15 protein-coding genes are annotated in these 12,699 nt (G+C 34.1%); 6 read left to right on the top strand and 9 right to left on the bottom strand.

From position 1 onward, the window contains the following. Positions 1 to 273 precede the first annotated feature (273 nt). From RTY06_RS06810 to RTY06_RS06800, 3 genes are all read right to left on the bottom strand, one after another. Positions 274 to 768, bottom strand: coding sequence for a Smr/MutS family protein (locus tag RTY06_RS06810; RefSeq protein WP_312823775.1), 495 nt, complete (start codon positions 766 to 768; stop codon positions 274 to 276). Positions 769 to 841: 73 nt separating this feature from the next. Beyond that, positions 842 to 1,339 carry a metallophosphoesterase family protein gene (locus tag RTY06_RS06805; protein ID WP_312823773.1) on the bottom strand — a complete coding sequence of 166 codons (498 nt, stop codon included), beginning with the start codon at positions 1,337 to 1,339 and terminating at the stop codon, positions 842 to 844. Between the two features lie 19 nt (positions 1,340 to 1,358). Further along, on the bottom strand, positions 1,359 to 1,661 hold the full coding sequence (locus tag RTY06_RS06800) for a hypothetical protein (protein ID WP_312823771.1): 303 nt from the start codon (positions 1,659 to 1,661) through the stop codon (positions 1,359 to 1,361). Positions 1,662 to 1,742: 81 nt separating this feature from the next. Here RTY06_RS06800 and truA point away from each other — a divergent pair, with 81 nt between their 5' ends. From truA to RTY06_RS06780, 4 genes are all read left to right on the top strand, one after another. After that, entirely contained in the window at positions 1,743 to 2,477 is a 735-nt protein-coding gene (gene truA / locus RTY06_RS06795) for a tRNA pseudouridine(38-40) synthase TruA (protein WP_312823769.1), read from the top strand. A 189-nt stretch (positions 2,478 to 2,666) separates the two neighbouring features. Beyond that, on the top strand, positions 2,667 to 4,415 hold the full coding sequence (locus tag RTY06_RS06790; RefSeq protein WP_312823768.1) for an ABC transporter ATP-binding protein: 1,749 nt from the start codon (positions 2,667 to 2,669) through the stop codon (positions 4,413 to 4,415). 56 nt (positions 4,416 to 4,471) lie between these two features. Then, positions 4,472 to 4,705 carry a hypothetical protein gene (locus RTY06_RS06785; protein WP_312823766.1) on the top strand — a complete coding sequence of 78 codons (234 nt, stop codon included), beginning with the start codon at positions 4,472 to 4,474 and terminating at the stop codon, positions 4,703 to 4,705. A gap of 2 nt (positions 4,706 to 4,707) precedes the next feature. Then, on the top strand, positions 4,708 to 4,842 hold the full coding sequence (locus tag RTY06_RS06780) for a hypothetical protein (protein WP_312823765.1): 135 nt from the start codon (positions 4,708 to 4,710) through the stop codon (positions 4,840 to 4,842). 5 nt (positions 4,843 to 4,847) lie between these two features. Here the strand turns inward: RTY06_RS06780 and RTY06_RS06775 are convergent, their stop codons facing one another. From RTY06_RS06775 to RTY06_RS06755, 5 genes are all read right to left on the bottom strand, one after another. Continuing rightward, on the bottom strand, positions 4,848 to 5,093 hold the full coding sequence (locus RTY06_RS06775) for a hypothetical protein (protein ID WP_312823763.1): 246 nt from the start codon (positions 5,091 to 5,093) through the stop codon (positions 4,848 to 4,850). Between the two features lie 49 nt (positions 5,094 to 5,142). Beyond that, positions 5,143 to 5,964, bottom strand: a complete 822-nt coding sequence (locus tag RTY06_RS06770; RefSeq protein WP_312823762.1) for a flavin reductase family protein — start codon at positions 5,962 to 5,964, stop codon at positions 5,143 to 5,145. A 100-nt stretch (positions 5,965 to 6,064) separates the two neighbouring features. Beyond that, a complete protein-coding gene (gene fahA / locus RTY06_RS06765) occupies positions 6,065 to 7,321 on the bottom strand; it encodes a fumarylacetoacetase (RefSeq protein WP_312823761.1) in 1,257 nt (418 codons plus the stop codon). Between the two features lie 83 nt (positions 7,322 to 7,404). After that, positions 7,405 to 8,535, bottom strand: a complete 1,131-nt coding sequence (hppD, locus tag RTY06_RS06760) for a 4-hydroxyphenylpyruvate dioxygenase (RefSeq protein ID WP_312823760.1) — start codon at positions 8,533 to 8,535, stop codon at positions 7,405 to 7,407. Positions 8,536 to 8,933: 398 nt separating this feature from the next. Beyond that, complete coding sequence (locus RTY06_RS06755) at positions 8,934 to 10,421, bottom strand: succinate CoA transferase (RefSeq protein WP_312823758.1); 1,488 nt, start codon at positions 10,419 to 10,421, stop codon at positions 8,934 to 8,936. A gap of 459 nt (positions 10,422 to 10,880) precedes the next feature. On the opposite strand from RTY06_RS06755, the gene RTY06_RS06750 reads away from it, so the two are divergent. Next, positions 10,881 to 11,171: a hypothetical protein gene (locus RTY06_RS06750; protein WP_312823756.1), complete on the top strand. Its 291-nt coding sequence runs from the start codon at positions 10,881 to 10,883 to the stop codon at positions 11,169 to 11,171. 55 nt (positions 11,172 to 11,226) lie between these two features. Here the strand turns inward: RTY06_RS06750 and RTY06_RS06745 are convergent, their stop codons facing one another. Next, on the bottom strand, positions 11,227 to 12,378 hold the full coding sequence (locus RTY06_RS06745) for a homogentisate 1,2-dioxygenase (RefSeq protein ID WP_312823754.1): 1,152 nt from the start codon (positions 12,376 to 12,378) through the stop codon (positions 11,227 to 11,229). A gap of 141 nt (positions 12,379 to 12,519) precedes the next feature. On the opposite strand from RTY06_RS06745, the gene RTY06_RS06740 reads away from it, so the two are divergent. Continuing rightward, positions 12,520 to 12,666, top strand: a complete 147-nt coding sequence (locus RTY06_RS06740; RefSeq protein WP_312823752.1) for a hypothetical protein — start codon at positions 12,520 to 12,522, stop codon at positions 12,664 to 12,666. Positions 12,667 to 12,699: the final 33 nt, after the last annotated feature.

Here is a 12,699-nt window from a genome sequence, read left to right as displayed (position 1 = left end):
AGTTAAACAATGTTAATATCTTAAAATTAAAAAAAGCATATCAAATACACCAAAACCACCTGATAACATTAGATATTTTAAGGAAACGTGAGATAACCTTTAGTAAACAATATTATAACAACGAAGAATTATGCATCCTTACCAAGAAATCTCTAACAGCAATACCTTTACGCAAACTATACGTAAAGTTGTAGTTTACCATTACGACTTGAGAACATCATCAATCAATTCTCTATCGTGACAACCCAAATAATTTGAAAAAAAAAGTGATAATTAAAGAAATCGGACTTCAACATTCCCAGATTGATGGTAGAAAAATCCATCGCTGTCGTATTCGATATTAGTAAGACCCTCCAAAACGTCATAAACCATTTTCTGCAAAACACCATCGCCAATTCCGTGGATGATTTGTAAGGTTTTGATTTTATTATTTCTGCAAAAACCAATCGTTTCCATCAATTTTTCTCTCTGGATCATCAATCTTTCAAAAGCTTCATAATCCGAAGGATTTTTGACTAATAATTCAAAATGCAAATCCAATTTCAAAGGTGCTTTGTTATGTTTTTTTGAAGTAATTTTTAGAGTTTCTTGTTTCTTTATAATGGGAGAATTTTCGTATAAATCGGAATCGATGATTGTTAATTGATCTTTCGAAAAATTATAAGTAAAACCGTGCTCATCCTCGATTTTCACCTGATTAGCAATAATTTTCAGAACCTTACCTCTAAGATTTTCATCGATTACAGAAACTAAATCTCCAACTTTCATCCTTAATTATAATTGATAAATGATGATTTATAAATGATTAAAAAAACTCATAAACTCTTTAATTCTAAAACTCTCAAACCCGGCTTCCGAGTTCTATGATTTCCAGATCCTTGATTTCATCTTTATTAATCGTGAAACGCATCATTGTTCTCACCTTATGCCAGCCAGATTTTCCACAAGCACCAGGATTGAGATGAAGAAGATTATTCTTTTTATCAAACATCGCTTTCAGAATATGAGAATGTCCTGAAATGAATAATTTCGGTTTTTTCTCTGCAATTTCTTTCTTTGCTAAAGGCGAATATTTATCAGGATAACCTCCAATATGAATCATTAAAACGTCAACTTCTTCGCATTTGAAACTCAAAACTTCTGGGAAAATCGTTCGGATTTTAGCATCATCAATATTTCCGTAAACTCCTCGCAAAGGTTTTATTTTTTCGACTTCTTCAATCACATTCATATTCCCAAAATCTCCGCAATGCCAAACTTCATCGGCATCTTTTGCATAATCAATAATCCTGTCATCAATGTAAGAATGTGTGTCTGATAAAAGAAGAATACGTTTCATTTTAGATTTAAATTAATTATTAAAGCTGAAAACTAATTCCATATTTTGAGAAATACCAAATGGCTCCTGCAAGTGATAGTCCCAATAACAGCAAAATTATCAGAATCCAAAATGCTAAAGTCCTGACGCCTTTTTTATAGAGGATTACAAATGTGAGTTGCAAACCAATGAAAAGTATCAGCAATACAACAACGTTGACTATAACCTGGGTTTGAGACAACCCTTGACTGAAAAGAAAGACCGAAACTAGCACAAATATAATAAGCATTAGTTTTATAAATTCGGCAGGATTGGAAAGCTTATTTGTTTTGAGAGGTTTCATTCTTTAGGATTTTTCGAATCACGAAATTACGAATTAAGAATTCTTTATAATTAAAAAAATTTCAGGAAATTTACAGCCGAAATGAGATATTTTATAGAGTTTTCTTACAACGGTTCGGCATATTTTGGTTATCAGATTCAGCCTAAACAGATTTCTGTTCAGGAGGAATTGGAAAAAGCGTTGTCCACCATTCTTCGTGAACCCATTAAAACAACCGGAGCTGGAAGAACGGACACAGGCGTTCACGCTAAGAAAATGTTTGCGCATTTTGAAACTCAACAAAACCTTGATGTAAACTTGGTTCATAAACTCAATTCTTTTTTGTCAGAAAATATCGCGATTAAACAAATTTTTGAAGTTGCTGATGATATGCACGCGAGATTCAGTGCGACTTTTAGGACTTATGAATATTATATTTCGTTAGAAAAAAATCCGTTTTCGAAAGATTCTTCTTGGCAATATTGGCGTCAAAAACCTTTGAATACTGACTTGATGAATGAAGCCTGTAAAATCCTTTTCAAATATGATGATTTTACAAGTTTTGCCAAACTCCACACCGATAACAAAACCAATATCTGCAAAATCTACAAAGCTGAATGGGAGCAGATTGGAAATCAATTGAAGTTCACAATTTCTGCTGACCGATTCCTGAGAAATATGGTGAGAGCAATTGTCGGAACGATGATTGAAGTCGGAAGCGGAAAAATTACACCAAACGATTTGCGAAAAATCATTGAAGACAAATTCCGAAATTCTGCGGGTGTTTCTGCTCCTGCGCAAGGTCTTTTTTTGGTAGATGTTGGCTATGAATTTTAATTTATATTTAAATCATTAAGCTGAGATTTCAATTTTTAAAGTCTTATTTTTGCAAAGATTTTTTTCGATTCTGAAAAAATCACCTGAATTCTAAGAATAAAAATGAAACACCTTCACCAAATTTTCTTTTAATTATCCTTGTATAATTAAAGGTGTTCCATCTGACCTTAGAAAAATTAATAAAAACAGATGAAGCAACAAAATACTTGGGACATTGTAAAACGATTATTTTTAATCGGAATGAAATTTAGGTCGTGGTTTATTTTCACACTGATTATTTCAATTTTATTGGCAATCGTTTCCACTTACAGACCGATTCTTACTAAAAATGTTGTCGATATAGACATTGTTCAGCTGAAAGATAAAGCACAGCTGATGAAGCACATCTATCTGCTGATTGGATTGGTAATTGCGGAAACGGTTCTTAATTTTTTCCTGGTTTATTTCTCGAATTTTATTTCACAGAATGTAATCCGTGATATCAGGGAAAGATTGTATCACAAACTGATTTATTTCAAGACTGCTTTTTTTGACAAAACTGCAATCGGGAATCTTGTAACAAGAGCTGTCGGTGATGTTGAAACCATTGCAACGGTTTATACAGACGGGTTTTTAATGGTTTTTGGAGATATTCTGAGAATCGTGATGGTTCTTTTTGCGATGTTTCAGGTTGACACTCATCTCAGCTTGATTTCTCTGGCAATTCTTCCGATAATGGTCGTGATTACGAGAGTTTTCCAAAAGAAATTGAAGGTTGCATTTGGTTCCGAAAGAAGTTGGACTTCTACGCAAAACAGTTTTGTTCAGGAACGTTTGGCTGGAATGTCATTAATTCAAGTTTTCAATAGAGAAGAAGCTGAGTTTAAGAAATTTGATACGATTAATATTGAACTGAAAAAAGCTTTACTAAAAACAGTTTTTATCTTTTCATTATTCTTTCCTGTCGTTGAATTGATTTCCTCACTTTTCATTGGATTCATCTTGTTTTATGGAGGATTTATCAAATCTACACCTGGTGTTATCATTGCGTTTATTCAGTTTATTAATATGTTGATTCGTCCGTTGAGACAGATTGCAGATAGATTTAATAATATCCAGAGAGGAATTGTAGGTGCGGAAAGAGTTCTAGGTGTTATGGACGAAGACCAAGCAATGCCGAATAACGGAACAATTGCCAAAGACCATTTTGACGGAAAAATTGAGTTTGAGAAAGTCCATTTTGCTTACGATGAAAAACAAGAAGTTCTAAAAGGTATCGATTTCAAAGTAAATCCAGGTGAAACTGTCGCAATTGTTGGAGCAACTGGAGCCGGCAAATCCACGATTATCAGTCTGATTACAAGATTATATGATATTAATTCCGGAAAAATAATGCTGGACGATGTGGACATTAGAGATTATGAATTATACAATCTGAGAAGTCATATTGGTGTTGTGCTTCAGGATGTTTTCCTTTTCCACGGCAGTATTTTTGAAAACCTGACTTTGGGTGATGAAGATATCACGCTTGAAAATATCAAAAAAGCAGCGCGCGAAATTGAAGTGGATGAGTTCATAGAAAAACTCCCTAACGGTTATGATTATGTTGTCAGCGAAAGAGGTTCTTCTATTTCTTTGGGACAAAGACAGTTGTTATCATTTTTGAGAGCTTATCTTTCTGACCCGAAAATCTTGATTCTCGACGAAGCCACTTCATCTATCGACCACGAAAGTGAGAAATTAATCCAAAGAGCGACTGAAAAAATCACGAAAAACAGAACGTCAATTATTATTGCGCACCGACTTTCTACAATAGAAAAAGCAGATAAAATCATCGTAATGGATCACGGACTGATTGTGGAAGAAGGAACGCATCAGGAACTTCTGGCGAAGAATGGTTATTATTCTGTGCTTTATAAAGCTCAGGTTGTGAGCGAGGATGGAGAGAAGACAATTTAATTAATTTCAAATTTGATTAAGAATAAATTTGTAATTTTGATTAAAACCTATTGAAAATGAATATCGAAACGAGAAAAATAGAATTTGTTCAGGCTTTTCTGAATCTTCAAAGTGAGGAGTTGATTTCTCAATTCGAAAAACTTTTGAAAAAAGCTAAACAGATTGAGAAAGAATTGAAGCCGTTTACGATTGAAGAACTTCAAGAAAGAATCGCCAAATCTGAAGAAGATTTTGAAAATGGAAGATTCAAAACTCAAGAAGAGTTGGAGAAAATTTCTTCAAACTGGTAATAATGAAAATTATTTGGACTGATTTTGCAATTCAAAATCTTAAAGATATTTTCGATTATTATTATAAAAATGAAATCAGAATCGTTGACATTTTCGACACTAGTCAAAATCCTATAAAAATAGAACGAGAAAAATAATCACCTCAATCCTTAATAATTTTATACCGAAAACTAATTAATCCCGAAGTCAATATCAGACAAACAATGATGATGATTTTGAGACTTTTAATCCATAAACAAAGGTCTCTGCCTGTAATGACAGAAATACATTCTTTTGGATTTTCGGTTTCATATTTCAGACTGACTTGAGTATTAATAACACCGAAAACGGATACCAAAATAACCAAAATCAGAATACTGATAATGGCATTATATACCGTCCTCCTCATAGTTTATTGGTTAGTTTTTAGTTTACAAGTTTTAGTTTTAAATCATTTTTCAAAGTTTTAAAATTTCCCAAGCCTTGCCTATTTCATTGTTTTTTAAAAAACTTTGTGCTAATAAATGTACATCTTTTTCCGAAGAAAATTCTCCATTTGGTAAAATTTCGACATTTGCCAACATTCCAAGGTCGTTGCCTGTAAAAATATTACTTTGTTTGATTTCGTTGGGAAGCTGGTCGTAACCAATTCCTTTTGTAACCAAAGGTTTAGGAACTTCGAAGATATTATTTTCATTGTTTCTGGAATAGAAATTACTACCCAATCTCGCCACCAAATCCAATTGTTTTTGGTCAAGATTTCCGGCTTCATCCAGATATTTTTCGTTGACATGAATTTTGACAATTTCCGCAATCACAAGATTTCCTGAGCCTCCAAGATTTCCTAGCGATTTAATTTCCAAAACTTTACATTCGAAATTAACGGGAGATTCGGCGATCAAAGGCGGTTTTACAATATCTGCTGATTTCATTGTCAAACCTGATTTGATGAACTCATTCACCCCGTCTTCATATTCTGTACTCGCCAAAGAAACCTGCTGAACCATATCGAAATTCACATTTCCAATCACCAATTCTGGAACTTCATTCAGGTTCTCCAAAGTATGTTTTGTGGTATTGTTACGAACTCTTCTGGAAGGCGAAATAATCACAACCGGTGGAACCGTACTGAACATATTGAAAAAACTGAAAGGCGAAAGATTGATTTCTCCTTTTGCGTTAATTGTACTTGCCAAAGCTATTGGTCTTGGGGCAATTGCGGTTTGCATAACTTGTTGCAATTGCATTGCAGAAACATCGGAAGGGATGATGGTTTTCATAAGTTTTTTTTAACACAAAGAACACAAGGTTTTTTCACAAAGATTACTAGTTTATATCATTTGTTAGCCTTGTGAAAATCTTTGTGTCTACGGTTGTTGTTTAATTAAATGGAACAGCTGGTAAAATCTTTCCAGAAACCTCACCAAACCCAACTCGGATTCCGTCTTTTTCTGACCAAGCTTTCATTGTGATTGTATCGCCATCTTCTATAAATTTTCTTTCGATTCCATTTTTGAGTTGCAAAGGTTTTGTTCCCCTCCAAGTCAATTCCAACATAGAACCGTAAGATTTTTCATCCTCGCCAGAAATTGTTCCGCTGGCATAAACATCGCCAACTTCTATATTACAACCTCCGATTGTGTGATGTGCTAATTGCTGAAACATATTCCAATACATAAACTTGTAATTACTTTCAGAAATTAGATTTTCTTCAGAATTTTCTGGCTTAAGATAAACCTGAAGATTGATATCATAATTTTTATCGCCGTCGAATTTTAGATAATCTAAAACTTCTGGTTCTTGTTTTGGAGATTCAGTTTTGAATGGTTTTAAAGCCTCCAAAGTCACAATCCAAGGCGAGATAGATGAACCAAAATTCTTACCTAAAAATGGCCCCAACGGAACATATTCCCAACTTTGGATATCTCTTGCTGACCAATCGTTGAAAATCATCATTCCGAAAATTGCATCTTCTGCTTCTGCAACAGAAATCCGTTCTCCCAAATCTGTATTTTTATTAACGACAAACGCCATTTCCAATTCGAAATCCAATTGTTTTGAAGCACTGAAAATTGGTTGATCTGAATCAACAGGTTTGATTTGTCCGCAAGGTCTTGTAATATCAATTCCAGCCAAAACAATGGACGAAGCACGACCGTGATAACCAACCGGCAAATGTCTCCAGTTTGGTAACAATGCATTTGCAGGGTCACGGAACATCATTCCAACATTGGTTGCGTGTTGAATACTACTATAAAAATCTGTGTAATTCGGGATATGCAAAGGCATCATCATTTGAATCTCATCCAGATTGTAGAAACATTCTTCCAAAGCTCTTTCGTCTTTCGATAGCAATGAATCCTCTAACAATAATTCCTGAATCCTTTCACGAACTTTATTCGTAATCGATTTTCCGAGTTCTATGAATTCATTGATTGTATAGCCTTCGAAAACATTCTCTTCAAAACCTTTGATATCTTCAAAATAGCCAAGGTCAAATAAAGTTGCCAAATCGATGACGATATCGCCAATTCTTGTGGCACAGGCAATAAACTCTTTGTTAAAAACACAAACTCCAAACGGAATATTATGAATTGAAAAATCGGAATCTGAAGGATGATTGATGAAGGATTTCATTTTTTGAATTTAGAATTAGATTAAAAAATTAAAGCATTAAAAATAATGCTTTAATTGTAAAAATATAAGAAAATAATTTGGGTTTATAGGTTTCCACGTTTTTCCTGCTCTCTTTCCAAAGCTTCGAAAAGCGCTTTAAAATTCCCAGCTCCGAAGCTCTGACCTCCGTGTCTCTCGATGATTTCGTAGAACAAAGTTGGTCTGTCTTCAACAGGTTTTGTGAAAATCTGAAGCAAGTAACCTTCTTCATCACAATCCACAAGAATCCCAAGATTCTGAAGTTTTTTGATATCTTCATCAATATCTCCTACTCTTTCCGGAATCATCTCGTAATAGGCTTCCGGTGGTGGAGAAAGAAATTCCACGCCTCTTTTTTTAAGTTCTGTCACGGTTTTTACAATATCTTTTGTCGCCACTGCAATGTGCTGAACGCCTTCACCTTCATAAAAATCCAGATATTCTTCTACTTGAGATTTTTTCTGACCTTCTGCTGGTTCGTTGATTGGGAATTTAGCATAGCCGTTTCCATTGGACATTACTTTTGACATCAATGCAGAATATTCTGTATTAATTTGCTTATCATCGAATGAAAGAATATTAACAAATCCCATTACTTTTTCGTACCACTCAACTGTGGGAATCATTCTATCCCAACCGACATTTCCTACGCAATGATCAACGTATAACAATCCAACATCAGAAGGATTATAGTCGCTTTCCCACTTTTCGTAACCCGGCATAAAAGCACCATTGTAATTTTTGCGTTCTATGAACATATGAACAGTTTCGCCGTAAGTATAAACACCGGACATTTTCAATTCTCCGTATTCATCCGTCAAAGTTTGAGGTTCTAAGTAAGGTTTTCCTCCACGTTTTGTAGTTTCTTCAAAAGCTTTGTAAGCGTCATCTACCCAAAGCGCCAAAATCTTAACACCATCACCGTGTTTTCTCTGATGTTCACAAATAGGAGAATCGGATTTGAGTCCAGATGTTAAAACTAATCTGATTTTACCTTGCTGAAGAACATAAGACGCTCTATCTCTAACACCAGTTTCTGGTCCAGCATAAGCAACAGATTGAAAACCGAACGCTGTTTTGTAAAAATGGGCGGCTTGCTTGGCATTTCCGACATAAAACTCTATAAAATCGGTTCCATTGATTGGGAGAAAATTCTCGGCTTGTGCGATTTTCTCGGCAAAAGTGAGTGTTGACATTTTACTTTTTTTTTTATTATCTGTTTTGCCAAGATAATATTTTTTCGGAAATAAACTAACGATTGTTAGTTTTATTGCGATTCAAAATTGTAATTCAAAATGTTTAAGTAATTAAAATTCACAAAATGCAAACAATTCCATAACCTAATTAATGATAATTTTTAAGTACACTTAAGTTTATTTTCATTGATTTTCTATTGTTACTTTTGTTAAAGAATTGTCACGATTTTAAAAACACAAATAACGAAAAAAGCCGTATTCGCTATATACAAAAATTAAATAAGTTTTTAATTTTCCAATTCCAAATTATGACTATTTAAATAGCTAAACATAAAAAAACCACTTAATCATATTCGGTTTAGTGGTTTTTTCGTGTCATTGTCGCAAAATCAATGTAGCTATTTTTTCATACTTCCAATTTCCGAAAGTCTCAAATGCCAGCTAAAACTCTCTTCTAATAGATGTGGAGTATGCCCTCCTCTCTCACAAGCCCTATCAAAATAAGATTGAAGCTCCTCTCTATAATCCGGATGAACACAATTATCTATTATTTTCTGAGCCCTCTCTCTTGGAGCAAGACCTCTTAAATCTGCCAACCCAATATCTGTAACTAAAATATCCACATCATGTTCTGTATGATCTGTATGAGAAACCATTGGCAAAACATGAGAAATTTTATTTTCTTTGGAAGCTGCCTGCGTTACAAAAATACTTAGGTAAGCATTACGTGCAAAGTCTCCCGAACCTCCAATTCCATTCATAATCTTGGTACCAGAAATATGTGTTGAATTAACATTTCCATAAATATCGAATTCTATCGCCGTATTAATAGCAATAACCCCTAGACGTCTTATCAGCCCTGGTGTATTGGAAATATTCTGAGGTCTAAGAACAAACTTATCTTTGTAATGTGCCAAATTGTCAAAAACCCGATCATAGCATTCTTTAGACACTGTTATAGATGATGCAGAAGCAAAACTTAATTTCCCGGCATCTATCAAATCGAAGGTACTATCTTGTAGCACTTCGGAAAACATGGTCAAATCATAAAAATTACTTTTCTTAAATCCTGTAAGAACAGCATTTGCAACTTTGCCAATCCCAGCTTGCAGGGGCAACAAACGATCTGTAAGTCTTCCCAGCTGCACCTCATTTTCAAAGAACCTAAGAAGATGGTCAGCAATTGCTGTAGTTTTAGCGTCTGGCTCAGCAATATCAGCAGGGCTATCTTTCAGGTTTGTAAAAACAATGGCTTCTATCTTATTGGGATCTACCGGAATACTTTTTCTTCCAATTTTGTTCCATGGCGCAACAATTGGAATTACATTTCTGAAAGGATAATCTTCGGCTTGGTAAATATCATGAATACCATAAACAGATTCTGGAACTTCTGTATTGATCTCTATTATGACTTTTTTTGCCATTGTTGCAAAAGTAACGGAGTTACCCACAGAAGTTGTAGGAACTATACTTCCATCTCGCTCTATATAAGCCGCTTCTATAACAGCTACATCCAGACTAAGTAAGTTTTTGGTATGTAAGAGTTCTGCACTTTCACTTAAGTGCTGGTCTATGAATAGAATCTCTCCAGTGTTTATTTTATTTCGTAAAATCGGGTCTACTTGGAAAGGCATCCTTTTTTTCAAAACATTAGCTTCCGCTAATTTACCATCTGTTCCATGCCCCAAAGAAGCGCCGGTCATTAATGTGATCTTGAAATTTTCATTTTTTCCTCTCTCAGCCAAAGCAGGTAAAATAGCTTTACTATCCCCAGCTTTTGTAAAACCGCTGGACCCTACAACCATTCCGTCCTTTATAATGCTAACAGCATTTTCAACACTAGTCACTTTTTGGCGTAGACTTTCTAATCGTATTCTTTCTAACATTTAATTTTAATTTTTTTAATATCAATTTTATAATTGGACTTTAAGAATGCAATAACATAAATCCTAAATCTCAATTTTCATGAAGATATAAAGTTTTTATTTTCTTTTAAAACACGTGTTAAACACTGATTTTAGCACATCTAAATTTAGAAAATACAATTACAACCTCAAAACTAAAAGACTTTTAGAATCATTAATAATATAATTGTTGCCATAAACCCTATAAAAACCCAATGACAACAATCTTTCCCGAACTTACAAACCAATTTTAAGGCAGTGCTAAAACTGATTATTTAACTCACACAAATTTAATTAAAAATCAACCTTATAATTAATGATGATTATCACATATCTTTTATTTTGTAATCAAAATGATAAAAATCACAGATTTTCTTTGAGATTTAAAAAATTATATTTTACTTTGCAATTCAAAGTTCTTTATGATTGAAGTTTAAAATTATGATTACTAAAAACCAAAGAAGCACGATCCTGTTTTCAGTTCCAGTTTTGTTACTAAGTATTCCGTTTATTGCCATGCAGTTTTCTAAAGAAGTCAATTGGTCACTATTTGATTTTACAATTGCAGGATTTATACTTTTCGGAGCAGCATTTACAATTAATTTGATTTTGAAAAAATTCACAACCACAAAAAGTAGATTGATTTTGATAGGAAAAACTTTAGTAATTCTGTTGTTAGTTTGGGTAGAACTGGCGGTTGGGATTTTTGGAAGTCCGTTTGCAGGACGCTGATGATTTGACATTGAAACTAAATTAAAAAGCTAACATTTTTGCTAGCTTTGATTTTTTATTCCAGCCAACTCGTTTTATAAGTTGGGTCTTCTACTTTAATCGCTTCTTCTGTAAGCTTCAAAGGACGGAAAGGATCAACCATTACTGCATATTCTTCAGTGAATTTTTTACCGATACTGCGTTCCATTGCACCTGGATGCGGACCGTGAACAATGCCTCCAGGATGAAGTGAAAAATCCATTAAATCCACGTGATTTCTGCTCATAAAATCTCCTTCTGTGTAAAACAAAACCTCATCAGAATCGATGTTGGAATGATTGTAAGGCGCCGGAATGGCTTGTGGATGATAATCATACATCCTTGCACAGAACGAACAAACTACAAAATTGTGCGCTTCAAAGTTCTGATGAACCGGAGGCGGTTGGTGAACCCGACCAGTAATTGGTTCAAAGTTTTTGATATTGAATTTATAAGGATAAAAATAACCGTCCCAACCAACGACATCAAATGGATGTGTGTCGTAAACGAAATCCGTGATTTGGTTTTCTTTTTTAACTTTGATAAGAAAATCGCCTTTTTCATTTTTAGGTTCAACAAAAGTTGGTGGAATAATATCTCTCTCACAAAATGGTGAATGTTCCAACAATTGTCCAAATTCATTTCGGTAACGTTTTGGAGTATAAATTGGTGAATGCGCTTCTATGAAAAAGAAAACATTTTGTTCCGATGCAACTTCCAACTGATAAATGGTTCCTCTTGGAATGATAAGATAATCGCCGACTGAGAAATCAATATTACCAAGCATTGTTTTTAGAGTTCCTTTTCCAGCGTGGACGAAAAGTAACTCGTCACATTCTGCATTTTTGTAGAAATAATCTGTTGATTTTCTTGGTTTTGCTAAACCCATTTTCAAATCATTGTTTAGCATCAAAATTTTTCTACTTTCCAAAAAGTCATCTTCAGCAGTCACTTTTGCACCTTTTATCATTCTTGGTGTGACGTTTTTTTCTACCGCAATTTTTGGTGTAATGTCTTTTACATTACCAATCGATTTGATTTGAGTCGGGCGATGTGTATGATACAACAACGACGCAATTCCGTGAAAACCTTCGGTTCCAAAGAGTTGCTCGTAGTAGAATTGGTCATCTTCGGATTTGAAAATCGTGTGTCTTTTTTGAGGAACTTTCCCTAGTTGAACGTATCTCATTTTATTAGATTTGGCTTTTCTCAAATGTAATATTTTTTATTTGAACGCAAAGTCCGCAAAGATTTTTATTAATTATTGAAAACATTTTAAGGTTCACAAAGACGCTTCGCTCAGCAAAAGGATTGGTAAAAATTATATTTGATGTGGAAAGTTGTTTGGATGTGGAAAACCCTAGCCCTGATGGGAACGGCATCCTTTTTTGTTTTTTGGATTCCTTACTTTGTTCGAAATGACAGAACGTCTGAAAAACAAAAAAGATATAGTGGACAGCAGGTTCCCGGCTCCTAAACAAGAATTATGAAATCCTTAAGATGTGTTTTT

The sequence above is a fragment of the Epilithonimonas sp. genome (assembly GCF_032055105.1).
Taxonomy (GTDB): domain Bacteria; phylum Bacteroidota; class Bacteroidia; order Flavobacteriales; family Weeksellaceae; genus Epilithonimonas.
Note: the sequence above shows the minus strand (reverse complement) of the source record. Positions and strands in the feature narration are given on the sequence as shown.